This is a genomic window from Celerinatantimonas marina (assembly GCF_046054165.1).
Classification (GTDB): Bacteria; Pseudomonadota; Gammaproteobacteria; order Enterobacterales; family Celerinatantimonadaceae; genus Celerinatantimonas.
Genome location: NZ_JBFNXK010000001.1, coordinates 157624 through 180786, shown reverse-complemented (window position 1 = coordinate 180786; position 23163 = coordinate 157624). Strand labels below are relative to the sequence as shown.

The 23163-nt window shown below is 41.7% G+C and carries 26 protein-coding genes and 1 pseudogene; 20 read left to right on the top strand and 7 right to left on the bottom strand.

What is annotated here, in order from left to right; translation table 11 throughout:
• Window positions 1-61 precede the first annotated feature (61 nt).
• Window positions 62-1108 carry a putative urea ABC transporter substrate-binding protein gene (locus ABUE20_RS00830; RefSeq protein WP_408617896.1) on the top strand — a complete coding sequence of 349 codons (1047 nt, stop codon included), beginning with the start codon at window positions 62-64 and terminating at the stop codon, window positions 1106-1108.
• Entirely contained in the window at window positions 1105-1785 is a 681-nt protein-coding gene (locus ABUE20_RS00825; RefSeq protein ID WP_408617895.1) for a cysteine hydrolase family protein, read from the top strand. The genes ABUE20_RS00830 and ABUE20_RS00825 overlap by 4 nt, the downstream gene beginning before the upstream one ends.
• On the opposite strand, the gene ABUE20_RS00820 is transcribed toward ABUE20_RS00825, so the two are convergent.
• Window positions 1775-2716 carry a LysR family transcriptional regulator gene (locus ABUE20_RS00820; RefSeq protein WP_408617894.1) on the bottom strand — a complete coding sequence of 314 codons (942 nt, stop codon included), beginning with the start codon at window positions 2714-2716 and terminating at the stop codon, window positions 1775-1777. The two genes, ABUE20_RS00825 and ABUE20_RS00820, sit on opposite strands and share 11 nt — an antisense overlap.
• Before the next feature lie 102 nt (window positions 2717-2818).
• Here ABUE20_RS00820 and ABUE20_RS00815 point away from each other — a divergent pair, with 102 nt between their 5' ends.
• The 8 genes from ABUE20_RS00815 to ABUE20_RS00780 all read left to right on the top strand — a co-directional run bounded on the left by ABUE20_RS00815 (window position 2819) and on the right by ABUE20_RS00780 (window position 8433).
• Window positions 2819-3280: a DMT family transporter gene (locus tag ABUE20_RS00815; protein WP_408617893.1), complete on the top strand. Its 462-nt coding sequence runs from the start codon at window positions 2819-2821 to the stop codon at window positions 3278-3280.
• Window positions 3281-3284: 4 nt separating this feature from the next.
• Window positions 3285-3755 carry a DMT family transporter gene (locus ABUE20_RS00810; protein ID WP_408617892.1) on the top strand — a complete coding sequence of 157 codons (471 nt, stop codon included), beginning with the start codon at window positions 3285-3287 and terminating at the stop codon, window positions 3753-3755.
• A 381-nt stretch (window positions 3756-4136) separates the two neighbouring features.
• A complete protein-coding gene (locus tag ABUE20_RS00805) occupies window positions 4137-4784 on the top strand; it encodes a hypothetical protein (protein ID WP_408617891.1) in 648 nt (215 codons plus the stop codon).
• A gap of 135 nt (window positions 4785-4919) precedes the next feature.
• The gene (locus ABUE20_RS00800) at window positions 4920-5861 is read left to right on the top strand and encodes a hypothetical protein (protein WP_408617890.1); all 942 of its coding nucleotides are present in this window, start codon (window positions 4920-4922) and stop codon (window positions 5859-5861) included.
• 268 nt (window positions 5862-6129) lie between these two features.
• A complete protein-coding gene (locus ABUE20_RS00795; RefSeq protein WP_408617889.1) occupies window positions 6130-6705 on the top strand; it encodes a DapH/DapD/GlmU-related protein in 576 nt (191 codons plus the stop codon).
• 136 nt (window positions 6706-6841) lie between these two features.
• Window positions 6842-7306 (top strand): acyltransferase, encoded by a 465-nt coding sequence (locus tag ABUE20_RS00790; RefSeq protein ID WP_408617888.1) that lies wholly within the window; start codon window positions 6842-6844, stop codon window positions 7304-7306.
• Between the two features lie 37 nt (window positions 7307-7343).
• Entirely contained in the window at window positions 7344-7769 is a 426-nt protein-coding gene (locus ABUE20_RS00785; protein WP_408617887.1) for a GFA family protein, read from the top strand.
• Window positions 7770-7845: 76 nt separating this feature from the next.
• Window positions 7846-8433, top strand: a complete 588-nt coding sequence (locus tag ABUE20_RS00780; protein WP_408617886.1) for a hypothetical protein — start codon at window positions 7846-7848, stop codon at window positions 8431-8433.
• 83 nt (window positions 8434-8516) lie between these two features.
• Here ABUE20_RS00780 and ABUE20_RS00775 read toward each other — a convergent pair.
• Window positions 8517-8689: pseudogene (locus tag ABUE20_RS00775) on the bottom strand (IS982 family transposase); the annotation flags it as partial.
• A 191-nt stretch (window positions 8690-8880) separates the two neighbouring features.
• Window positions 8881-9345: a superoxide dismutase family protein gene (locus tag ABUE20_RS00770; protein WP_408617885.1), complete on the bottom strand. Its 465-nt coding sequence runs from the start codon at window positions 9343-9345 to the stop codon at window positions 8881-8883.
• 477 nt (window positions 9346-9822) lie between these two features.
• Here ABUE20_RS00770 and ABUE20_RS00765 point away from each other — a divergent pair, with 477 nt between their 5' ends.
• Window positions 9823-10521, top strand: coding sequence for a hypothetical protein (locus tag ABUE20_RS00765; protein ID WP_408617884.1), 699 nt, complete (start codon window positions 9823-9825; stop codon window positions 10519-10521).
• 171 nt (window positions 10522-10692) lie between these two features.
• On the top strand, window positions 10693-12918 hold the full coding sequence (locus tag ABUE20_RS00760) for a YgiQ family radical SAM protein (RefSeq protein WP_408617883.1): 2226 nt from the start codon (window positions 10693-10695) through the stop codon (window positions 12916-12918).
• Window positions 12919-13004: 86 nt separating this feature from the next.
• Here the strand turns inward: ABUE20_RS00760 and ABUE20_RS00755 are convergent, their stop codons facing one another.
• On the bottom strand, window positions 13005-13625 hold the full coding sequence (locus tag ABUE20_RS00755; protein ID WP_408617882.1) for a LysE/ArgO family amino acid transporter: 621 nt from the start codon (window positions 13623-13625) through the stop codon (window positions 13005-13007).
• Window positions 13626-13772: 147 nt separating this feature from the next.
• Here ABUE20_RS00755 and ABUE20_RS00750 point away from each other — a divergent pair, with 147 nt between their 5' ends.
• On the top strand, window positions 13773-14672 hold the full coding sequence (locus tag ABUE20_RS00750) for a LysR family transcriptional regulator ArgP (protein WP_408617881.1): 900 nt from the start codon (window positions 13773-13775) through the stop codon (window positions 14670-14672).
• Between the two features lie 230 nt (window positions 14673-14902).
• Here the strand turns inward: ABUE20_RS00750 and ABUE20_RS00745 are convergent, their stop codons facing one another.
• A complete protein-coding gene (locus tag ABUE20_RS00745; protein ID WP_408617880.1) occupies window positions 14903-15109 on the bottom strand; it encodes a YaeP family protein in 207 nt (68 codons plus the stop codon).
• Window positions 15110-15308: 199 nt separating this feature from the next.
• On the opposite strand from ABUE20_RS00745, the gene ABUE20_RS00740 reads away from it, so the two are divergent.
• The 5 genes from ABUE20_RS00740 (at window position 15309) to ABUE20_RS00720 (ending at window position 18763) form a co-directional block, all read left to right on the top strand.
• The gene (locus tag ABUE20_RS00740; protein ID WP_408617879.1) at window positions 15309-15863 is read left to right on the top strand and encodes a sugar O-acetyltransferase; all 555 of its coding nucleotides are present in this window, start codon (window positions 15309-15311) and stop codon (window positions 15861-15863) included.
• A 318-nt stretch (window positions 15864-16181) separates the two neighbouring features.
• The gene (locus ABUE20_RS00735; RefSeq protein ID WP_408617878.1) at window positions 16182-16685 is read left to right on the top strand and encodes a P-loop nucleotide/nucleoside kinase family protein; all 504 of its coding nucleotides are present in this window, start codon (window positions 16182-16184) and stop codon (window positions 16683-16685) included.
• Window positions 16686-17059: 374 nt separating this feature from the next.
• Window positions 17060-17611 carry a hypothetical protein gene (locus tag ABUE20_RS00730; protein WP_408617877.1) on the top strand — a complete coding sequence of 184 codons (552 nt, stop codon included), beginning with the start codon at window positions 17060-17062 and terminating at the stop codon, window positions 17609-17611.
• A 100-nt stretch (window positions 17612-17711) separates the two neighbouring features.
• Window positions 17712-18095, top strand: coding sequence for a YybH family protein (locus tag ABUE20_RS00725; protein WP_408617876.1), 384 nt, complete (start codon window positions 17712-17714; stop codon window positions 18093-18095).
• Between the two features lie 197 nt (window positions 18096-18292).
• The gene (locus ABUE20_RS00720; protein WP_408617875.1) at window positions 18293-18763 is read left to right on the top strand and encodes a 2-thiouracil desulfurase family protein; all 471 of its coding nucleotides are present in this window, start codon (window positions 18293-18295) and stop codon (window positions 18761-18763) included.
• A gap of 137 nt (window positions 18764-18900) precedes the next feature.
• On the opposite strand, the gene ABUE20_RS00715 is transcribed toward ABUE20_RS00720, so the two are convergent.
• Both ABUE20_RS00715 and ABUE20_RS00710 read right to left on the bottom strand, forming a co-directional pair.
• Window positions 18901-19650, bottom strand: a complete 750-nt coding sequence (locus tag ABUE20_RS00715; protein ID WP_408617874.1) for an outer membrane protein OmpK — start codon at window positions 19648-19650, stop codon at window positions 18901-18903.
• A 769-nt stretch (window positions 19651-20419) separates the two neighbouring features.
• Window positions 20420-20881 (bottom strand): Lrp/AsnC family transcriptional regulator, encoded by a 462-nt coding sequence (locus ABUE20_RS00710; RefSeq protein WP_408617873.1) that lies wholly within the window; start codon window positions 20879-20881, stop codon window positions 20420-20422.
• A 163-nt stretch (window positions 20882-21044) separates the two neighbouring features.
• Here ABUE20_RS00710 and ABUE20_RS00705 point away from each other — a divergent pair, with 163 nt between their 5' ends.
• On the top strand, window positions 21045-22058 hold the full coding sequence (locus tag ABUE20_RS00705) for a 1-aminocyclopropane-1-carboxylate deaminase (RefSeq protein ID WP_408617872.1): 1014 nt from the start codon (window positions 21045-21047) through the stop codon (window positions 22056-22058).
• A 150-nt stretch (window positions 22059-22208) separates the two neighbouring features.
• The gene (locus tag ABUE20_RS00700) at window positions 22209-23108 is read left to right on the top strand and encodes a homocysteine S-methyltransferase family protein (RefSeq protein WP_408617871.1); all 900 of its coding nucleotides are present in this window, start codon (window positions 22209-22211) and stop codon (window positions 23106-23108) included.
• Window positions 23109-23163: the final 55 nt, after the last annotated feature.

The window sequence follows — 23163 nt, the reverse complement described above, 5'->3', positions numbered from 1 at the left end:
ATTTTTCAGTGTATTAGAGCCATTTAAGCTAACAATAGACGCCAATAATAAGGAATTTACGATGAAAAAATCGCTATTGTTGCTATTGCTCTTGATCGGTAGTTGTTTTGTTGTTCAGGCTGCCCCTAAACCGACCTATAAAATAGCGTGGACTATTTATGCTGGCACGATGCCTTTAGGTTATGCGCAAGAGCATGGGATTTTAAAAAAGTGGGGAGACAAATATGGATTTGATCTCGAAGCCATTCAATTAAATGATTATATGGAAGCCCAGACCCAATTCACTGCCGGACAATTGGCTGCATCTGTTGCGATGACTCTAGATGCACTGACGATCCCTGCTAGTTCTGGTGTGGATACCACCATCTTAATGCCGCTGAGCACTTCTGCTGGTAGTGATGGCATCATTATGAAAGGGAAACAAAGTCAGCTGAGTGACATTAAGGGGAAGACCATTAATTTAGTGGAGCTATCCGGCTCCCATTATATGTTGGATCGTGCTCTGGCTAGCGTGGGTCTGAATGAGCGGGATGTTCATCTGGTCAATACTTCTGATAGTGATATTAGTGCGATATTTGCGGATGCCAATAGTGATGTGGTTGTGACTTGGAAACCTCAGCTTTCTGCAATTTTAAATCAGTTCCCTGATGCTTCTTTAGTTTATGACTCTTCGAAAATATACGGTGAAATCGTTGATGGAATGATGATCCGGACGGAGTTGCTGAAACAAGAACCTAATTTGGGGAAAGCGATCATTGGCGCTTGGTATGAAACCATGGGGATTTTGCAAAACCAGCATGATCCGCGTCATCAGGAGATGATGAGTTATATGGCCGAAGCACTGAATACAGATCTGAAAGGCCTTAAAAGTCAGTTGGCAACGATTGATTTTTTTACCCCCGCTCAGGGGATCCACTATGTTCGGTCCAATGATTTTAAACTGAAAATGACGCAGATTGCTCACTTTGCTTTTGCACATGGTTTACTCGGAGAAACGGCACCAAACGCACAGTATATTGGTATCGAAGCAGGTGATGATCAAGTGATTGGGAATGCTTCTAATTTGAAGTTGCGCTTTCCGGCTAAATGGATGGAACAAGCACAATGAACCGTGATTATCATCCGATTGAGGCAACCCCGTATACATGGCCGCTCGTGGGGCATTGGTCAAATGAAGACACTGCAGCTATTGTGATTGATATGCAACGCGATTTTTTAGATCCCAAAGGGTATTTCGCGTTTCTTGGTGAATCGAATCAGCATTTAACCCAGTCTCTTCCCAAAGCGCAGCAACTCTTAGCATGGCTGAGAAAGCAGAATTTATTGATTATTCATACACGAGAGAGTCATCGTCCTGAGTTAGTTGACCTCAATCTAAATAAACGTTTAAAAGCGGAGCATAGCGCTGCTATTGGGAGCCGGGGGCCTTTAGGTCGTTTTTTGGTTCGCGGTGAATATGGCTGTGATTTTTTAGATGAAATGACCCCGATTACGGGGGAAATCGTGATTGATAAGCCTGGGAATAGTGCCTTTTATGCGACTGATTTAGAACATATTTTACGAGTGCAACAGATCCGCCAATTAATTATTTTTGGCGTTACAACTGATGTCTGTGTCTCATCAACAATACGTGAAGCAAATGATCGCGGTTATGATTGTTTGCTCGTTGAGGATTGTTGTGGCGCTGCCAATGCCAGTTTACATCAAGGGGTCTTGGATACGATGCAACGTGAAAATGGTATTTTGGGTGCCTATTGTCAGGCTAAGCGACTAGTTATCGGTTGAACGGATGCTTATTGATGTCATTTTCATAATTTTTTCGATAGTCAGAGTTCTCATTAAAGCGTGTCGTAAAGAAAGTGAGTAGCCGACGCATTTTTTCCGGCATGAACCGCCTTTGTGGATAAACGGCAAAAATATGATGCAGAGGAAGATGATAATCGGGGAGTAAAGAAATCAGGCGACCATCGGCTAGCGCTGGACCCACAATAAATTTCGGCATTTGGCCGATGCCAATGCCAGCCAATAACGCATCATATAATACATCGCTGTTATTCGCCTTATAATTGCCTTTGGGCAGAATACGTTCCTCTTTGTCAGGACCGTTAAAATTCCAGGATAAACCGCCGCGATAGTAGCTATAGAGCAGACAATTATGCTGATGCAGTTCCTCTGGGGTATGTGGCGTTCCATGTTGTTGAAGATAATGAGGTGCGGCGCAAAGCACGCTGGTGCAAGGGGATAACGTTCGGGCGATCAGTGACGAATCGTTCAAGTGTCCGATGCGGATCCCCATATCAAATCCTTCCCCGACTAAGTCAACGACTCGATCATCCATGCATATCTCTAGTTCAATCTGGGGATTTTGCGCCAGAAAATCAGGAATGATAGGAGAGATATGCCGTATGCCGAACACCATCGGTACGGTAATTCGCAAGAGTCCTTGAGCGCTGTCTTGCATGTTTGAGATGGCATCTTCACCTTCTTTGGCGAGCTGATGCGCAGCCTTTACATATTCATAATATTTAAAACCGGCTTCGGTCAAACTGAGCTTGCGGGTAGTTCGATTGATTAACTTAACACCGAGTTCACTTTCAAATTGGCTGATACGTTTGCTGACTGCTGATTTCGTCATCATTAGCTTTTTAGCAGCACTGGAAAAACTGCCGGTTTCTACCACAGCAATAAAAAATGGAATTGATGAAAATTTATCCATTATTTTGTCAACCTTACATCAACAATATGTTTCCTATGAGCAGGGTTATACCAAATTTGATTATTTTTTAAAATTCAGAATGGATTATTTGGAAGGGTTTTAATGATGCATTCAACACGTCATATTTTTTTGATGGCATTTGGTGCGGGGGGATTATTGACAACCATGATTGCGGCCAACAGCACGCTGGCAACATGGAGTTCACCTTGGCTGGCCTCTTGGTTTGCACATGGCTCTGGTGCCATTGTCGCTTGGTTACTATGGGTAAGTTTGGGGGAGAGAAAAAGCGGCCTTAAAAAAATTATTGTAAGCAAGCCACCGATTTGGAGCTATCTAGGGGGAATCCCCGGAGCATTCACGGTCTTACTGGCCTCGATAGCTGTAAATAGCCCATTGGAGCTAGCCGGAACACTGGGATTGATGCTTACCGGTCAGATTCTATTTGGATTGTTATCCGATTTAGGAGGCTGGTTTGGGGTGATGAAATGCCGATTCAGCCTGTTGGATTTTGGGTCTATAGTGCTCATCCTTTGCGGTAGCACACTTTTGATATTTTATAGATAACCTTATGATTATATTTGTTATGATTGCTTGGGTTAATGGTATTTGCATTAGCTTGAGTCGTGCTATTAATGGCCGACTGAGTATGGAACGCAATGCTTTTTATGCGTCATTGTGCAACCATATCGGTGGTTTTGTTTTTTTAACATTGATGATTGTGGTCTGGGAAAATGGTATTCCCTCATTTCATTTGAATGCTCCAATTTATGCTTATTTAGGCGGCGCAATGGGCGCTTTTTTTGTCGCTATTAATAGTTATGTTTTGCCGCGGATGGGATCGACACAGGCAGCCATGTTGATTATGAGTGGTCAGATGATCGTGGGTGTTGTTATTGACCAGTTCCGTCATCCTGCATCTGCACTTTGGAGTCACCTATTGGCGGTTACTCTGATTATTTTAGGTATTTGGGTTGCAAAAGTTTCAGCGGCCAGTAAAGCGGCCCAAAGGCTACATGCTGGGCGGGGTGACCTTTCGTGACGAATCTTGAAGTGTTTATTTAATTAAGTGTTCCTAAGACGAGGTCACAGAGGCCAGCAAGGCCAACGGCAACACGTATCACCGCTCTCTATGGAGCCCCAGCAAGTCATCCCCGACGCGGGTGGAACGACTTATCGGAATAACTTCTATTCTTTGGGTGGAGCACAATGATGAACCGCGATTTAGTACGACTTGAATAAGATATTTTTTAACTAAATATATTCAGGTGCACAGCAGGCGATAGGTCTTTTATCTTTCCGTAAACATTTATGGATGTTGCAATCTGATGGAATGATTTGATATGGGATCTTCATATAGCCAGCAAAAGTAGAGTGAAGTCACTATAATAGCGTTGGTGAAGTAACACTTATAAAGACTGATATGGTTCAATCTGATCCTAATTTTGCTGAATATTTATTAAATCGGCTCATTGAAAACTTCGGTGTGACTCATTCGAACAAAGATGGTGGGTATATTTTGCCTGATGGTCGGCTGCTTAATTTGCAGCGATCTAATCTGAGTCTAAAGCAGTATCATCGTGCGGTGGCTGCTTTATTACCCGAGGATATGCAAGGGATTTGTGATGAAATCACCATTGTAAATTTGATGGTGGCAACAGGTGTCATTCGTTATGAAGCGCGTGGCCGTGTGCATGTCGCGGTAAAACCAACCCAACCGCAGCGACAAAAACTATTTAATATTATGAAATATAGTGAGCATGATTATTTAGTATTAGTATCGGATAAAACGGCGGCCACTATTGGTGAACAGCGATTTAAATCCCCCCAAGCTCATGAACTTCTGCAGTTCTTTGAGCGTTGTTTTAGTGAACAGGGAAAACAATATCGTGCCGATGAGTTTTCACTCTGCCCGGAAGAGGATGGTTATGGATTGATTTTTCGCCCGGGGCAACAGCAAATCGCCCGTTATTTTTGTACCACGGGGGCATTTGTGATTCAGTCTGATTTTACGGGGGTTAAGGCGTTGTTCAAACAGAAAATTGCAGACCAGTCTCGTCAATCTAACTAACAAAGAGTGATGTCTTGAACGTGAGGCGAATGGGGAATCATGCCTTTAACCTTATTTAAAATTCATTTCACTCAGTAAATTATTCAACCGAATTTTAAACTATAGGGCAATTGTAAAATTTGCCGGTTCATTGATATGCCTGATCCTATTATAAAAGAAGTTACGCCAGGAGCCCTTAAGAATAATTTTTATCCAACAATCTACTCTGAAGTAAAGCGAATATATGATGAGACTCCAGAGGGGGAGATTTTAAATGTCATGGCGATTATTGGTGATGCTCATGATAAACCGTTGGATTATCTAACTCGTCCGACCTTGAATGTAGCTGAAGCTGATTCCAAAATAGCCTTAGAAAATATCTTTCAGATATATGCCTATGATGAAGATGATAAGCAATGGGAAATTAAGAAAGAGGATGTTTTTAAACAATATAGTGCTCAGGAGAGTATCTCTGTTACTGGGTGGGAACTTCCTAGCTATGGGCTCCTTCTACAGATACTAGAAAAATATCTGGCTATTAAAAAAATATTACAAGAACATCCAAATAATAAATCTAAAATTTGTTCATTATTAAAAGAAATTGATGCTTGTTTACTTCAAAATTATAAATACAATCACAAAAATAATGATGTCACACCACAGATGAAAAAATCGTTAGAAATATTGTTAGGTAATATTCGGTCTTATATCGCCAGAGAAACCCCGAATAAGCTATTGAAAGTCTTTAGGCAACCTAAAGAACCACATGAGATTGATAAAATATGTGAACCAATATATCAATATGCTTTAGATACCCGTATTTGGCTCAATACTGCTATTGCTAAACATTTAGTTGAACTGGTGATGACTCATATTAAAAAGAATATTCATCGAAAAGTAAACTTACATCTTATCTCAATTGGCCGTGATCATATGGTGGTAAAACCTAAAATTCAAGATTGTCTTAAACAATTGTTATCCCAAGAACAGGAGGGATCATGGGCTATTATTTATGACTTATGTCGCCCGGGAGAAGGTAGAGACATTCAATTGACAGAGCGATTAGAAAGGTCCAAAGATCATGATGTTTCTCTTTAAAAATAACGTTTTTTGACTGAAAAATAATCGATAGTTATATTCCCGTTAGGGTAAACCGAGTAGGTTGTTTGATGTTCTGTTGGAATATATGAGATAGCGAGGAGTATCGCGCTGCTTATGTCTCGACTTAGTTGATGGCGCCGATAGTTTTTTAATCGATCAAGATAATTTAGGTTTAAATCATGATCTCAAATGTGTATCGTCCTATAAATGTCGTGATCTGAGTTTTCATCATGAGTATAAGCTCGGTAAATAAGAGAGATTTGATATGGATTTGAAAGAGTTACTTGAACATTTCAATCAAGGGCTTCCCATTAAGGAAGGCGATGGAGCCCATCAACTTCTGGTGAAATATAGTAATGAAGCAATGCGTATCACCGCTAATTTAAATAATGCATATCACTCCCCGGATGAAGTTAGAAGTTTATTTTCTGATCTGACCGGTAGCGAGGTTGATGCTTCGTTTACCTTATTCCCTCCTTTTTATAGTGATTTCGGGAAAAATATTCACGTTGGAAAAACTGTCTTCATCAATGCGGGATGTAAGTTTCAGGATCAGGGCGGCATCCGGATCGGTGATGGGACATTGATCGGACATAATGTGGTTATGGCTACGGTGAATCATGGTCTGAGCCGAGCAAAAAGACATTGGAACTTTGTTGCCCCGATTATTATAGGTAAAGATGTGTGGATAGGTGCGAATGTCACTATTTTACAAGGTGTTACGATTGGCGATGATGCGGTTATTGCCGCTGGAGCCGTAGTGACTTCTGATGTGCTACCGGGAACCGTGGTCGGGGGCATTCCTGCAAAATTTATCAAAGCAATTGATGCGGATGAATAGCCGTCATGAATGATTTATTGACACTCTAATATTGCAGACATCAGCCGCGATTACAGAGACTTAAATCTCGGCTGATTTTAGTTCTGGATGCATGAGAACATTTATTTAGATTGAATCCTTATCATGGAGTTGAGCCATGCCCGAACCTCATTTATTAACATCTGGTCTGGTAGACGTCGCATTAGGTGAAAACGTCAAGATAGTAGAACCATGTAATATTTATGGTTGTCGATTAGGTGACGATGTTTTTATTGGTCCATTTGTCGAAATTCAAAAAAATACCGTGATTGGTGCACGTACGAAGGTGCAATCGCATAGTTTTATTTGTGAGTATGTCACTATCGGTGAAGATTGTTTTATTGGGCATGGGGTCATGTTTACGAATGATCTCTTTAAGAATGGTCATCCAGATCCCAATCCGGACCACTGGGGGCGAGCCCAAATCGGTGATCATGTTGCGATTGGTTCTAATGCAACCCTTCTTCCTGTCACAATATGTTCCGGTGCCGTCATTGGCGCTGGAAGTGTTGTGACCCAAAATATTACCGAGAAAGCAATTTATGCCGGAAATCCAGCGAGAAAAATAAGGGTGTTGGATTAGGCATCGCATCGTGATTCAAGCGCAAAGGAAAATACTAATGAATGACTCAAATCATATTGTAACGTTGCAGGGCGGTTGTTTATGTGGTGCGATTCGCTATGCCATCGATGCTATTTTAATTGATGCCGGGTTTTGTCATTGTAAGCTCTGCCAGAGGGCCAGTGGTGCACCTGCGGTTGCCTGGTTGACGATTCCTTTTACAGGATTTTCTTATACCCAAGGTGAAATCGGTGTGTATGCCTCAAGTGCAAATTATCAACGGGAGTTTTGTTCCCACTGTGGCACGCCATTAGCGTTTAGAGCGATGCAAGATCCAAAAACGATTGATGTGACGTTATGTTCGCTGGATGATCCGACTGCGGTCAAACCGCAATATCATATTTGGTGTCAAAGTAAAATAAACTGGCTCCATCTGGATGACGATCTCCCCCAGTTTATGGATGCAGGGCCAGATGAACTGTAGCTATTTCTTACGGTTGATGGCATCAATATGATTGAGAATCAATAGAAAAGGAATCATCGGTTTAATTGTGAAATATATGACTATTTTGAGCATGGCGCTGTTATTGGGTGGATGTGCCTCCGGAATTGTTGATCATACTGACGATAAACAGTATCAGCCATTACGAGCCGCCTGCTTTACAATAAAGAAGCCTGCTTTTTTATATGAAGCACGTTGTGCTGATTTACAGGCTGGGCGTTTTGGTGACAGTAGCTTTTGTACCGGCATTCAGGGATTTGCTCCCAAAGCGTATCAGCAAGGTATCCACACATATCATTATCAATATCCCAGTTCTTGGCGTGAGTATTTAAGTTCACGCCATTCATGGGATAAAAAGATGTTTCCCAAATTATTATTTGAAAAACAGCGGAGCATGATTGCACCGGTGGGCGTGGGGACTCAATTAAGGATCACGGGGATCTATGAGTATCCTCGAGGTGAAATGGGACATGTGCCGATAGTCAGAGCTAAATTAATCAGTGGTCAATTTAAGAACACTGAAGTTGAGTTACCTTCTCAGCATGGTTTTTCTGATGCAGGCCCTGATTGGATCTCGTCGTGGTTTCAGCATTCGGCACCTGATACTCGCTTATCCAGTGAGTATCTTCAACCGTGCAACGATTGATGGGATTACGGAATTCTTAATGCTTTTTTGAAGATTTCATGAGTATGAAAATCGATAGTGAATCTAAATAACCTCAGAGCGGTTTAAGCCATCAGCTGAGATTTTTCAGTACTTGTGATATTAAGCGGTGGCTTTGGGGTTTCAGGCAGTACGCGATTAATCCGCCAAGTAAGTTCAGCATGAATCCGTGTAAACTCCGATGGCAGGAATGTTTCATTTGGGAGATATTTTTCAGTTGGTCATTCATCGTCTTGATATAACAGGTTCCTTTGCGAGGGGTTAATCTTGGTCGAAAGAGCTGATCGCCAAACCAGCTTATTGTTCCCCTTTTTATCTCGATTTCAGGTTAAATTGAATATCAAATAAGCTCGCATTGATTGTTCAGATTTTTCTTTGCGAGCTTATGTAAGCATTCTTGATAGGGTAAAACTGATGTTATTTTGAGATTTACCCCTGCAAAATACCGCAGCCAATGCGGTCGCCGTGACTGTCATGAACGACGACGGCATGATGTAAATTATCTTTACGATCTAAGCCCGACAGCAGTCGGAAACTACCTTTGGCATGGCCTTTCGAATCGGATACCCAGTTGGCATTTTTCCAATAATCCCCTTGATCTTTGGGAGCGAAATAATGCCCCCCGACCTCTTTGGCCGTTTTACAACTGGTCCCAGCATGGATGTGTAGCCCACCGTTGGCATTCGGAGTTAAGCCAGTCAGGTTGTATCTGATGGTGACGTAACCCGAGTTAAATTTTGCAGCAACATGGCCACGGACTTTCGCATGGGTGTCTGGATAAGCGCTAATTGTTGCTTTTAGAGCATCAGCAGCTTGAGCAACGGTTGAGGTGGCTAGTGTTGTTCCGAATAGTGTAAGAGCAATTAAAGTTTTGGAAAATCGGATATATGACATCTGTACTGTCTCCGTCTTTATGAATTGGCACAATTTCGTCAGAGTAAAACTGGCGAATCAGAAGGATTGCATATGGCGGGGTTCGTTTTGCTCAACGCTAAATCCATTTAAATTTAGCATATTCGATTCCGTGATTTATAACGGGCTCCGACAGGTTTTTCAGTCTACTCTCGCATAAATGTAAAATAAATGTTTTATTTGTGTTAGATCTTTCAAGCTCTCGTGAGTAGTTTTGCCACGATTTGAGCTGGATTTAGACACCGCCGTTTTATGAACAAACCTCATTGATTCGGTTTTAATGCCACGTGCATATTAGTCTGAATAATTGAGCCTGGTTCGCGCACAGCGCTGCCTAAACTATTTTTAGGAAGAGCTGTCTTACATCTCATATGCGGTACGTCATGAGTCATCAGGTTTACAGTGTTTTATCAAAACATAGTCAAGAAAAAAGTAGGGTGATAACCACAAGGAAAGGGTATGAAGTCCACTATCTATTTGATCTTAACGGTGTGGATCATAGCGGCCTTAAGTGGCTGCTCAACTGCAGGGCAGCATCCATTCGCCTTTAAAAGTTTGGCGAAGACGGATGTGGATATGATGGCTGATGCCAATTGTCGGGAGATCGATAAGTTGCTGCGAAAATTGACGCTGAAACTTTACCGACGCAATCCCCGGGAATTAGCCAAGGGGGGCCCGTATGAAACGGTAGATAGCCGCATGCAACAGATCTTCGTTCAGTCGGCCGTGACCCGCTTTGCCGAATTGAATAATAGCTATGGAACCAGCACAATTCCGTTGGCATTTGATCCCGAATTTGGAGGGGATCGTGTGTTTGCACTGATGACTGGGATCCGTCAAATGTTGTATGCGTCTTATGGTTATCGTAATGATTTTTATATAAGTAATGAGTTGGATGGACAAAAGTTATTTAATTCAGCTCGTAATCTGGAGGCGATTTCCTGGCGGTTGAATAATAAGCGTGATGCCAGTGGTCATTTGTTTTTGTTGAGTAACGGTTATAGTGAGGATGGGGTTGCTAATTTTAGCTATGCTCGTATCTTCGGTAAATTGATTGCGTATCAGGAAATGTTAGCTTATATGATGGCAGATAAGAATAATCGCACCATTAAGAACGTTGTGGTTAGTGTGGCGTCAACTGCATTACTTCCTATCTGATGGTGAGCAATGTTCTTTTCAAATGGGTTTAAAATGAAACTAAATTTCGTGATTGGTTTGGTTTTAGCGTATAGTGGCGGCCGTTTCGTAGCTGACATTTGAGCTCCCGAGCGCACAAATGCGATAGCTTGCGTGATCAGCACCTTGAACGTAATGACGATAATTTAACATATGACGATTCAGAAAATTAACGAATACCCGAAATATTGGGCCGAATGTTTCGGCACAGCCCCTTTTTTGCCTACCAGCAGAAAAGAGATGGATCAACTCGGTTGGGATAGTTGCGATGTTGTGATTGTAACTGGGGATGCCTATGTGGATCATCCGAGCTTTGGTATGGCTATTATCGGTCGTTTACTTGAATCGCAAGGGTTCCGGGTTGGAATTATTGCGCAGCCAAATTGGCAGAACAAAGACGACTTCATGGCTTTGGGAAAACCAAACTTATTTTTCGGGGTCACATCGGGCAATATGGACTCGATGATCAATCGTTATACTGCTGATCGTAAATTACGTCATGATGATGCCTATACCCCAAATAATGAGGGGGGAAGGCGACCGGATCGAGCCACGTTAGTCTATTCGCAACGTTGCCGGGAAGCTTATAAAGAGGTGCCGATTGTATTAGGTGGAATCGAAGCGAGTCTGCGGCGAGTGGCACATTATGATTATTGGTCCGATAAAATCCGCCGTTCTATTCTGATGGATGCTAAAGCCGACATTCTGCTGTTTGGTAATGCCGAACGCGCATTGGTCGAAGTGGCGCATCGTCTAGCACAGCGTGAATCTATCTCCGAGATGAAGCATATTCGCGGCACAGCGGTCATGCTTTCGGAATTGCCCGCTGAGTTTACGATTATTGATTCCTCCCGGATTGATAAGCCCGGACGTCCCTTTGTACCGACCAATCCATATGAAACTGAGTCACAGTGCCAAGACCAGAAAGAAGAGAAAGCACAGCCCATTGTGGTTCGTGCATCGCGGCATGATGCTAAAACCAGTGCCGTGCGATTACCGTCTTATGAAAAGCTCATCAATGATCGGATTCTATACGCGCATGCCAGCCGGGTATTGCATTTAGAAACCAACCCTTATTCAGGACGGGCGCTGGTTCAAAAACATGGTGATCGTGAATTGTGGGTGAATCCGATGCCCATTCCGCTGACGACGGAAGAGATGGATTTTGTTTTTGGGCTCCCTTATGCCCGTCGCCCTCATCCGCGCTATGGGGATGCTAAAATTCCAGCCTATGACATGATTAAGACCTCCGTAAATATTATGCGAGGTTGTTTTGGTGGCTGTTCATTTTGTTCAATCACGGAACATGAAGGCCGAATCATCCAAAACCGCTCACAGGATTCAATTATTCAGGAAATTAAAGAGATCCGGGATAAGGTGCCGCGTTTTACCGGAACCATTTCTGATCTGGGAGGACCAACGGCGAATATGTATCGCCTCGGTTGTAAAGATCCCAAAGCCGAGGCCAACTGTCGTCGCCCTTCGTGCGTATTTCCGGGGATCTGTGCCAAATTGAATACCGATCATAAATATGTCATCGATCTCTACCGGGAAGCTCGTAAAGTGAAGGGGATTAAGAAAATCTTAATCGCCTCGGGAGTTCGTTACGATTTAGCGATTGAATCCCCTGAATATATCAAAGAGCTGGCGACGCATCATGTGGGCGGTTACCTCAAGGTTGCTCCGGAGCATACCGAAAAAGGGCCGCTGGATCTGATGATGAAGCCTGGTATGGGCAGCTATGATAAGTTTAAAGAGCTGTTTGAAAAATACAGCAAAGAGGCTGGTAAAAAACAGTATTTGATCCCTTATTTCATCTCGGCTCATCCGGGCACAACCGATGAGGATATGGTGAATCTGGCATTGTGGCTCAAGCATAATCATTATGAGTGCGATCAGGTTCAGAATTTTTATCCATCGCCGATGTGTAATGCGACCGCAATGTATCATTCTGAGACAAACCCACTGAAAAAAGTGAAGTATAAACGCCGTGAAATAGTTGCAGTTCCCAAAGGGGAACGTCAGCGGCGTCTGCATAAAGCATTACTTCGCTATCATGATCCGGAAAATTGGCCGTTGATCCGTGAAGCGCTGGTGGCGATGGGTAAAAAATATTTGATTGGAGATAAACCCGATTGTTTGATCCCTGCTGAAGATGTGAGTCGACAGACTCCGGCGCAGCGTCGTCGCTCCGGGCGTCATGGTTCAAATCGTTTTGCAACGAAGCACACACAGGCTCAGTTTAACCCCTCAAAAAATAACGCATCGTCAAACGCTCAGAAACCTGCGCCATCTGGGGAAAGTCGAGGAAACCAACGGTCGCAGAATTCCCGGCGAAAAAAAACGACCGGCGCCGGGCGAAGCAGGCAAATTCAGTAAGATCCATAGTCGCAACCGGATGTGTCCGGTTGCCATTGCCGCTTTGGAGGATATCAATCACTTCTGAGTTGCCGGAGTTGGGTTAGCTATCCGGTTATTGGGGTCGTGATGAGCGATACACTAAAATAAGCTAGCATCACAGCGACCATGATATCCAGAATCCGCCAGGCATGGGGACTATGAAACAAAGGCAATAACAGCTTGGCGCCGTATGTGATGGATATAAACCAGATAAAACTGGCCGTGAGAGCTCCAATGCCGAATTTCCATTTTTCAACGCCGGAATAATGCATGGATAGACTGCCTAGTAGCAAGATGGTATCAATATAAACATGTGGATTGAGCCACGTATATCCCAGACAGGTGAGCATGATCTGCGTTCGTTTCGATACTGAGGTCGATGCCGCTTTTAACTGTCCTCCGCCATCCCAAGCCCGTTTGGCGGCTAAAATTGCGTTCACTGCCAGAAAAATTCCACCCCCATAGCGAATGAGTTCAATGAGTTTAGGCCATTGCTGAATCAACATACCTAATCCGGAAATTCCGCCGGAAATCAGAATGATATCGCTCAAAATACAGATTGAAGCCACGACAAAAAGGTGATTTCGAAGCAGTCCCTGACGTAAGACGAATGCGTTTTGTGAACCGATGCAAACCAGTAATCCCGCGCCAGAAGTAAAACCGGTGATGAGTGTGGATGTCAGCATGTCGTTCTTGTTCCTATATTGATACCCGATAAGGCTGGTTGAATGATTGGTTAAGCGCTTCGGTCGACGTGGAAATTATGCAGGCTTTGGTAGGATTAGAAAAATGATATAATCTTAACTAAGTTAAGTTTTTCTAAAGAGGTGAGTGTGAGTCTGTTATCCCCTCAGGTGGTTGCTTTTATTGCCATCATTGAAGAGACCAGTTTTGAGCGAGCGGCTAAGCGGCTGAATGTGACTCCTTCGGCGATCTCACAACGGATTAAGCAGTTGGAAGATCGGGTCGGGCAGTTATTAATCATCCGTCAGTTTCCCTGCAAGCCGACGCCCGCCGGGGAACGGCTTCTCAGCCGGGTCAAGCCGATGTCGTTACTGGAAGCCGAAGTGATGGCGGATTTTCTCCCGGAATCCGAAACTTATTCCTATTCCAAAACCTTTTCGATTGCGGTCAATGAAGATTCATTATCCACTTGGTTGTTACAACCTTTAGCCACTCTGTATCAGGAGTATGGCTATCTATTTGATATTCAAGTTGATAATGAAGATTTTACTTTGGAACATTTGAAAAATGGGACGGTGATCGGCGCGTTAACATCGGAGAAAAAATTATTACAGGGCTGTGTGAGTCAACAGTTGGGAAACATGCGTTATTGTGCGATTGCATCACCACAGTTTTACCATCATTATTTTAAAAACGGGTTGACGGCTGCCGCGTTTCAGCAGGCTCCGATGCTTGATTATGACCATAAAGATCTTTTGCAGCGCAAATTTTTAGAGATGATTATTCATCAAACCGTGCTACCCGCCAGTGTTCATTATTTGCCAAGCGCACTTAGCTTGGTGGATGCGGTGAAATATCATATGGGATGGTGCGTGACTCAGGAAGGGTTATTAGGTGATGCGATTGAAAAAGGGGAAGTCATAAATATCGCTCCGGATATCTTTATGGATGTGCCGCTATATTGGCAGTATGCCGGGATACGCTCCCGAGTGTTATCGCAAATTACACAAGCCTTTATGACAGCGTCTTCAGCCGTGCTTTACGCATAAATAACGGGCTGTTGAGCGATACAATGACAAAGTCTGAGTCCCGCTGACAAATAATTAAATAAGTGTTCCGAATACTAAGGGGTCCTCTGCGTCATCCCTGACGCAGAGGGGAGACTTATCACAATAGTCTCAAGGCTTGGATGGGGGCACAATGAGAAACACCGATTAGCCTAGTTGTAGTGCCCGAACCTGAAAAAGAAGCTCATCCCAAATATTAAAAAACATGGCCTCTAGTCATCTTCGAAATCAGAGATTAATAAATTGGCCGCGGCAAATGCAGCTTGCTCGCGGATCGTTTTCGAAAGAGTTGGATCGGCTGCGATATCATTTAATGTTTTGAGAACGCAGCCAATGGCTTGTGGAATATAGCCCTGATCACCACTGCCTATTTGTGCATAGAGTTCACGAACCAAATCGCAGCAATCATATACTTTCATGATTTTTTTACCTTAAGAGTAATTGTTGGGCTCAATATACAGGGTTGGTTAAGGAATGACAAAATTGCGGCGGTTGTTATATCGTCGTTTTGGGTACACCGCCATACGCACAAAGTGTTTTTAAGTGACCTATTTCTCTTTGATAAATGGCTAATTAGCTATAATGAGATATCTATGAGTTGCCTGCAAAGGAAATGGTATGAGTGAGTTTGAAAAAATGGGGCTGGGTTGTGATTTTGATGCTAATAGTCCTGAATTTGCGTCACTCAGAAATAGAGCTTTTGATCTACTTTTGAAGATTAATCAGCGACAATTTGAAGCAGCTAAACCATATGTGGCGCAATTATTTGCATCCATTGGTGATAATAGTGTGGTTTGCCCGCCATTTTTATGCGAATACGGTAAAACGATTACCGTCGGCCATGATACGTACATTAATATGGGGGTGACGATGTTAGATAATGCCCCGATTACAATTGGTCATCATGTATTAGTGGGCCCTGGAACTCAGTTTTATACTCCGACCCATTCACTGAATTATAAACAACGCAAAAAATGGGAAGTTCAATGTAAACCGATTGTCGTAGAAGATGATGTCTGGATTGGTGGCCATGTGGTAATTTGTCAGGGGGTCACGATTGGGGCTCGTTCTGTTATCGCGGCAGGTTCAGTTGTGACTCAAGATGTCGCTCCCGATACTTTAGTAGGTGGAACACCTGCAAAATTTATTAAGATGCTGCAGTTTAGTGAATGAGAGCATATAAAGTGAAAGCTTAAATATGAGTCATTCATTGAAGTTATCGCTAAGAGTTGATAGATTTATCTAAAAAGTTATAAATCTTGAGATTTGAGGCTAATTTTTATTGAGTTGAATCAGGGAAAATATCATCTGAATCATCTTGTGCAGGTTTCATAGCCGAAAATAATTAAAGGTTTATGTATTTAAAGATTAAAACTATTTGTTTTATTAAAATGATAGCATCGCTGGTCTGTCAAATAGAAATTTACACCTATTCCTATCATTTATCTGCCTATCTTATAGGTATTAGTATTCTAAAATGTGAGTGGCTATATGACATCCGTAAATGAGTTTGATACAGGAACTTTGATTTTTTTTAGTGGCAAAATGGGTGCTGGAAAATCAACTCGATCTCAGAAAATTGCATTGGAAAGGCATGCAGTATTACTTTCGGAAGATGAATGGCTCGCTACATTGTATCCAGATCAAATATCATCGGTAGCCGATTATATAAAATATTCTAATCGGTTAAAGCCCCAAATTAAAAAACTAGTACAGTCTATATTAGTGGCTGGTACCGATGTCGTGATGGATTTCCCAGCGAATACTCGTTTACAAAGGGCTTGGTTCAGGGAAATTTTTACAGAAGTTCAGGCACCCCATTGTCTGATATTTGTTGATGTAACGAATGAACGTTGCTTAAGACAAATAGCGCAAAGGCAAGTAGAGCAACCAGAACGAATGAGCACCGATACTGCCGAAATGTTTGAGCAGATGACAAAGTATTTTGTGGAACCAACATCGGATGAAAATTTCAATATAACTATTATTTCGTAACAATGGTCCTTTTTTATGATGTATTTTATGCTCGATATATTATTATATCAGTTCTATAATCGTTATTTTGTAACTGGATCTTACATAAGGCATTTTATATCAATATAAAATAGACATGTAGTCATTAAAATATAGAATTTAGGGAGTGATTTACTGCGAAAAATTTTAAATCGTTTCTAGGTATTTTAATAAAAAGTCCAAAGATAATGGATGTTGGTTTTAAAAATTCTAATGGATTATCAGTATGAATATACTAAAATATTCTTTTTGAGTAAAAAATGTTCATTCGGAATACTTTAGGTAAAATTTAGTTTTGAAGCCACATTGCATGGGGTATGATAATTAATCAATAGTGATAATGGAATATAAAATAAATGGATAATCATGAACAAAGTGAACCATCCAAGCAAAGGGTAATAGAAAATAAAAGTAAATTTTTTCAAATTTTTGGAAAATCATGTGGTTTGATCATTATTATTTGTATCCTTCTTTGGAATGCAGATGGTTTTTGGCAGACAGAAATTAGTCCGTTAAAAAATATACAGAAAAAATATTTCCCAGCAAAATATGTATCAGAACAACTTAAGCTCTCAAGAGTCACGGATAACAATGAGATCATTGCCAATATTCAAAAGCGACAGGATAATAAAATTCAAGACTATGAGTTACAGCTAGCTCAGATGAAATATGAAGAAAAACGTGCGAAAGAAAAAGAATTTATTACACAACAAAAATTAGACGCATATCTTGGCGCAGAAAATAAAAAATGTAGATATTATGAAACGTCACTCATGATTATAAAAAATTTGCGAAGACATTATTCTGAGGATGATATTCAAAAAATAATTACGTGTACAAATCACGAATGTGAAGACATTATGAGTTTTAAACCAGAAGCCTTAACTATTTGTAATATCAAAGATTAAATTCATTTATCTATGGGTAAAAATTAGGCGGCAATAGTCGAAGTAGCTAAATACTTATTTATAAAAGCTAAACTTAACGTAATAATTCATGAGGGAAAAGATGCCACATCCAGTTATTGAGCAGATTGCAAAGGCCGATAAGGCGATTGTCGCTGAAGATTTCGAAACGTTAATGGGGATTTATACAGAAGATTCGATACTGGTGATTGAGCCTGGTCGTCATGCTGTGGGGAAAGATGCGATCCGTGCTGCATTTGAAGCGATTGCGGTTTATTTTCAAAATGGATTGAAGGTGCATCAGCAGGGTATGGAAGTCTTGGAGGCCGGTGATACCGCTTTAGTTTTAGCCAATACAGTTATATCAGCGCCTAACTGTCCTGAAGTTATTCGAAAAGCCACTTATGTTTTTACCAAAAATACGGATGGTGTCTGGCGATGTTCGATTGATAATTCCTATGGACATGAAATTATTGGTAAATCGTAATCGTATTTTTGAGTATTAATACTCGCTGAGCTGTTCGGCTATTATTTTTATCTTGACGTTGGGCCCTTAGATGAGACTTTTTCAAGAATGCGAAGGTATGTCTGTCATTTAAATGAGTCGCCTTGTGTGTTGAAATGGAAATTTAAAGCTGAAATTTTGAGTGTCTATATCTTGATCGGACTGATAAGGATGAATAAATGTCAAAAGTGCTGATGAGTGCTTGTCTACTGGGAGAACATGTTCGCTATAACGGGGGGCATCTTAAGGTGGACACGAGTGAATTTCAGGAGTTTATCGATACACATGAGATCGTCCCTTTTTGTCCAGAAATGGCAGCGGGATTACCATCACCACGAATTCCGGCTGAGATCAGTGGTGGCTCTGGTTGGGCCGTTGTGGCTGGCGAGGCTAGAGTGCTGGGAGAAGATGGCTCTGATTTGACGGCCACCTTTCTTAAAGGGGCTGAACTTGCGTTACAAATATGCCAGAAGCAGCAAATCACCTGCGCTGTTTTAGCCGAGTCGAGTCCTTCATGTGGCAGTTCAACAATTTATAATGGAAAATTTGAAGGTATTAAAACGGCCGGGCAGGGTGTGACATGCGCATTACTTGAAAAGCATGGCATCCAAGTGGTTAGCCCGCTGCATGTGGCTGAACTCAATTTATGAGACTGCTGTGGCTTAAATTGTCATTCGAATTTTGAAAAAGATTCGATAGGTATCAGACAAGACGCTCAAGCATAAGCGGTTTATATGGATGAATATGGCAGCCGTTGCTGCCATATTTACTATTGTAATTTTCTAGATTAAAAATGGTATTTTACGATAACAGAGTAGGTATCCTGATCGACGCTGTCGACACCATACTTGTTAGCCCAGTAATCGTATTCGATACCGACCATGAGATGGTTCTTGAATTTTTCTCCAGCGATCAGCTGACCCAAGTCATATTTTATCTGAGGGTTAAAGTGGAAGTTTGTTTCGTATCCACGATCATGATCAGATGCAAAAACCCAGTCCAGATAACCATCGATTACGATGTTGCTACTTCCTACAGGGATGTCCATACGCCATGTCGGAGTTAACTGCCAACCACTTGAATTATTGTTTTTTGCATCCCGACGATAAGTGTTTAATTGAAAATAAGTGAAATATGGAACTTTAAGATCAATGCCAAGACCATATAGGTAGCTCTCAACGTCTCCTTCACCATGTTCATAGGTAAAAGCCGCTGACAGATCTGTAATTGGGCCGACACTTAAGTTTGTTCCAAAAATTTTCCCGGCACTTAAACGGGGAGAAAACTCACCATAGTTTGTTTTTGAATCTACAGATGCACCATCGTTGCGAATAAAATCTTCAAACCAGAACCAGTCTCCATATTTCCAACCACCTGCAGATTCGAACGTGATGGTTGTTTGTTCGTCAGAAGAAGCCAGTTTATAGTTATGCCCATACAAAGCAGTAAGACTTGTATCCGTCCATTGGATAAAATCTGCTGAGAAAGCGCTTGATGATGCAGATAAAAGAGCTAAACAAAGAAGGGTTTTTTTCATTAAATTATATTCCTTTATATGATTCGTCGTTATTAATCCTTAACGACGGCTATTCGACATAGACCTACTATACAAACCTGAATTAGTTGACCATTGTTAAAATAGAGAACCTAAAGCGCAGCATACAAAAACAAGGCTTGTTTTTGGGTCTGCTGATCTTTGCGGGTTGAATGCGCTCACCGGGATCCTACAAAGAAGCATTAATGCATGATTTTTCAGCATTAGGACATATTTATTGAAACTGTCTGAATATAGCCTGCTTTATCTAAATTAAGGTCGGTTTACTGTAGAAACAATCAACAAAGATCAACAGACCTGTCATGTTGCATCTTTAGCTATCTCTGCGAAAGGCTTGAGTTTAGACTTCGTCAGATTTCATGCCAGAATGTATACTAACTGATATATAAGAGAAAAATCTACTTAAAATAGCGGAAATATTTTACAAAAAAATGAATTTAGAAGTAGATATGAAAAATTTATCTAGAAATATAGGTTAATATGCTGTGTATTGATCAAATTTCAGAATCGAAAATTTAAAAATCAGTGTCAGTAATTTTTTATTTTCATATATAAATCAATTATTTGAAAAATAAATAGTACTGACAGTTTAAATATTATTTTCAATGCATCTTTAGTACCAAAATAAAGTAGACGTTTTAGCAGTGCATAACTATTCAGCATATTGTTATGAGGTTTTATTCGTTTAGCTCATAAAGTGCCACCGAACACATTGCGATTAAAAGATGATGAATGGGATAAAATCCAGTGATTAAAACTGAAGTGGTGCATTGCGGATGACTTCTTTCATAACAAAAAAAGTTCGAATTTGTCGAACTGCGGGTAATGCAATGAGTTCTTTGGCGTGTAATTTGTTGAAATCTTCAATATCTTTGACGCGTACCCGCAATAAATAATCAAATTCCCCCGCGACGAGTTGGCAATCCAAAACGACGCTCAGCTGGGTAATGGCTTTCTCAAAATCTGCAAAACTTTCAGGTGTTGAGCGATCCAGCATGACCCCTACAATGACTAACGCCCCTAATTCAACGGCTTTCGGTTCTATCTGAGCATGGACGGCTTGGATGATTTGATGTTCAAAAAGGCGACTCACCCGACGATAGCAAGTCGCTGGACTAATATGCACACGTTGCGCTAGCTCGGCATTGGTTAAGCGTCCGTCGGCTTGTAGAAGACGTAATATTTGTTGATCAATCTTGTCTAAATCATACATTGATAAATCCTTTCATTTTTTAACATTTAATGATGCTATTTATAATAAATAAAATATAAAAAAGAAATTTTTAATTTAAAAATTCTTAAAAATAGAAAGCACATTTCATTCGAATGACGATAATCTGAATAACGTTAAATTTGTTACCAAAAAGGGAATGGATATGTTAGAGAATTTTGAGCGTTATCCGCTGACGTTTGGACCAACACCAATTGAAAAATTAAGCCGTCTTTCGGAAGCGTTAGGGGGGGATGTTGAAATCTATGCGAAGCGTGAAGATTGTAATAGTGGTTTAGCTTTTGGTGGAAACAAAGTCCGTAAGCTCGAATATATTGTTCCAGATGCCATTAAAGCAGGAGCCGATACACTGGTGACCATTGGCGGCGTGCAGTCCAACCATACCCGCCAGGTTGCAGCGGTAGCCGCTAAAATTGGCATGAAGTGCCGTCTGGTTCAGGAAAGTTGGGTTCCCTTTAATGATGCCGTTTATGATCGGGTTGGGAATATCTTGATGAGTCGGGTGTTGGGTGCTCAGGTCGAACTGATTGATGAAGGTTTTGACATCGGGATCCGTGAAAGCTGGGAAAATGCATTGGAAGATGTGAAAGCTAAAGGTGGCACTCCATATCCAATTCCTGCTGGGGCATCAGAGCATCCTCTCGGTGGTTTAGGGTATGTTAATTTTGCGGAAGAAGTCAGACAACAGGAAGCTGATTTAGGCTTTAAATTTGATTATATCGTCGTTTGTACCGTCACTGGTTCAACAATGGCTGGGATGGTGGTTGGGTTTGCTGCGGATGGTCGTGCGCGTCATGTAATTGGCATTGATGCTTCTGCAACGCCTGAACAGAACCATGCCCAAGTGCTGCGTATCGCTCAGCATACTGCCGATTTAGTTGAACTGGGACAGCCGATTACCAAAGAAGATGTTGTAATTGTTGATGATTATGCTTATCCCGCTTATGGGGTTCCATCTGACGAAACCAATGATGCGATTCGAATGGTGGCTCGCCTTGAAGGTATGATGACCGATCCTGTATATGAAGGAAAATCTATGCAAGGGTTGATTGATCTGACCAAAAAAGGTTATTTCCCTAAAGGATCCAAAGTATTGTACGTACACTTAGGGGGTGTTCCAGCCATTAATGGATATAGCTACTTATATCGTAATGGCTAGTCGTAGTGATGGCCTAATTGTTTCATTTTGAATCAATATATTAGGTTCCTCTCTGTTCCTAGTGATAAGTGATTGCATCCTGGCAGAGAATCACTTATTTTGCCATCCTCTGTAAACTAATACGAGGGTGGCTTTTTTGCCTCAATAGCAATGACAAAACCGTTGATTATTTTAGATGGTGGATTAGGACGAGAACTGGCTCGGCGAGGTGCTCCGTTTCAGCAGCCTGAATGGTCTGCTCTAGCGATGATTGAAGCACCGGAACAGGTGCAGGCGGTGCATGAAGATTTCATTGCTGCGGGTGCCCAAGTGATCGCCACTAACAGTTATGCTTTGGTTCCTTTTCATATTGGTGAACAGCGTTTCTATGAACAAGGCCCGGAACTTATTGAACGCTCCGGAAGAGTGGCTCGGGCTGCCGCCAAAGGTAGTTCAGCATTAGTCTCCGGTTCATTACCTCCTTTATTTGGTTCTTATCGTCCTGATTTATTTGATCGAGAACATGTCAAAGCGATTGCAACGCCCCTCATTGAACATTTATCCCCTTATGTTGACCTATGGCAGCTTGAGACTCAGAGTCTGATTGCGGAAACTGAGGCAGTATTAGAACTGCTGCCTGATGATGGTAAACCCCGCTGGGCTTCATTTACATTAGATGATGAACACCCAGAACGAATGGCTCAGTTACGCTCCGGAGAGTCGGTTCGGGACGCCGTGATCGCGATGGCTAAGCAAAAGGTTGCTGCTATTTTATTTAACTGCTGTCAACCTGAGGTCATCTTAGCAGCGATTACACAAGCGAAAGCGACATTGGATGAATTGGAATTGACGGATCAGATTCGCATTGGCGGTTATGGTAATGCCTTTGCGGTCGCTCAGACTTCTGAAGCAACAGCTAACGAAGGATTGGATGATATTCGCCAAGATCTGACGCCGGCAATGTATCTTAAATTCGCGCAGCAATGGCGTACCGCCGGGGCATCGATCATCGGTGGGTGTTGTGGGATTGGTCCGGAACATATCGCAAAATTGGCAAGCGATTTACGCTGATTCTTGAGCGTTATAAACTTTAATAATCGGGTTATGACGCTGTCTCTATAACGAG

Bases quoted from the DNA above. Each gene is read 5' to 3' on its own strand.
- ABUE20_RS00735 (WP_408617878.1), top strand. From the start codon at position 16,182: ATGACATCCGTAAATGAGTTTGATACAGGAACTTTGATTTTTTTTAGT.
- ABUE20_RS00765 (WP_408617884.1), top strand. From the start codon at position 9,823: ATGAAGTCCACTATCTATTTGATCTTAACGGTGTGGATCATAGCGGCC.
- ABUE20_RS00710 (WP_408617873.1), bottom strand. From the start codon at position 20,881: ATGTATGATTTAGACAAGATTGATCAACAAATATTACGTCTTCTACAA.
- ABUE20_RS00820 (WP_408617894.1), bottom strand. From the start codon at position 2,716: ATGGATAAATTTTCATCAATTCCATTTTTTATTGCTGTGGTAGAAACC.
- ABUE20_RS00760 (WP_408617883.1), top strand. From the start codon at position 10,693: ATGACGATTCAGAAAATTAACGAATACCCGAAATATTGGGCCGAATGT.
- ABUE20_RS00795 (WP_408617889.1), top strand. From the start codon at position 6,130: ATGGATTTGAAAGAGTTACTTGAACATTTCAATCAAGGGCTTCCCATT.
- ABUE20_RS00725 (WP_408617876.1), top strand. From the start codon at position 17,712: ATGCCACATCCAGTTATTGAGCAGATTGCAAAGGCCGATAAGGCGATT.
- ABUE20_RS00810 (WP_408617892.1), top strand. From the start codon at position 3,285: ATGATTATATTTGTTATGATTGCTTGGGTTAATGGTATTTGCATTAGC.
- ABUE20_RS00830 (WP_408617896.1), top strand. From the start codon at position 62: ATGAAAAAATCGCTATTGTTGCTATTGCTCTTGATCGGTAGTTGTTTT.
- ABUE20_RS00740 (WP_408617879.1), top strand. From the start codon at position 15,309: ATGAGTGAGTTTGAAAAAATGGGGCTGGGTTGTGATTTTGATGCTAAT.
- ABUE20_RS00815 (WP_408617893.1), top strand. From the start codon at position 2,819: ATGATGCATTCAACACGTCATATTTTTTTGATGGCATTTGGTGCGGGG.
- ABUE20_RS00700 (WP_408617871.1), top strand. From the start codon at position 22,209: ATGACAAAACCGTTGATTATTTTAGATGGTGGATTAGGACGAGAACTG.
- ABUE20_RS00805 (WP_408617891.1), top strand. From the start codon at position 4,137: ATGGTTCAATCTGATCCTAATTTTGCTGAATATTTATTAAATCGGCTC.
- ABUE20_RS00790 (WP_408617888.1), top strand. From the start codon at position 6,842: ATGCCCGAACCTCATTTATTAACATCTGGTCTGGTAGACGTCGCATTA.
- ABUE20_RS00705 (WP_408617872.1), top strand. From the start codon at position 21,045: ATGTTAGAGAATTTTGAGCGTTATCCGCTGACGTTTGGACCAACACCA.
- ABUE20_RS00770 (WP_408617885.1), bottom strand. From the start codon at position 9,345: ATGTCATATATCCGATTTTCCAAAACTTTAATTGCTCTTACACTATTC.
- ABUE20_RS00825 (WP_408617895.1), top strand. From the start codon at position 1,105: ATGAACCGTGATTATCATCCGATTGAGGCAACCCCGTATACATGGCCG.
- ABUE20_RS00800 (WP_408617890.1), top strand. From the start codon at position 4,920: ATGCCTGATCCTATTATAAAAGAAGTTACGCCAGGAGCCCTTAAGAAT.
- ABUE20_RS00730 (WP_408617877.1), top strand. From the start codon at position 17,060: ATGGATAATCATGAACAAAGTGAACCATCCAAGCAAAGGGTAATAGAA.
- ABUE20_RS00720 (WP_408617875.1), top strand. From the start codon at position 18,293: ATGTCAAAAGTGCTGATGAGTGCTTGTCTACTGGGAGAACATGTTCGC.
- ABUE20_RS00745 (WP_408617880.1), bottom strand. From the start codon at position 15,109: ATGAAAGTATATGATTGCTGCGATTTGGTTCGTGAACTCTATGCACAA.
- ABUE20_RS00780 (WP_408617886.1), top strand. From the start codon at position 7,846: ATGACTATTTTGAGCATGGCGCTGTTATTGGGTGGATGTGCCTCCGGA.
- ABUE20_RS00755 (WP_408617882.1), bottom strand. From the start codon at position 13,625: ATGCTGACATCCACACTCATCACCGGTTTTACTTCTGGCGCGGGATTA.
- ABUE20_RS00715 (WP_408617874.1), bottom strand. From the start codon at position 19,650: ATGAAAAAAACCCTTCTTTGTTTAGCTCTTTTATCTGCATCATCAAGC.
- ABUE20_RS00785 (WP_408617887.1), top strand. From the start codon at position 7,344: ATGAATGACTCAAATCATATTGTAACGTTGCAGGGCGGTTGTTTATGT.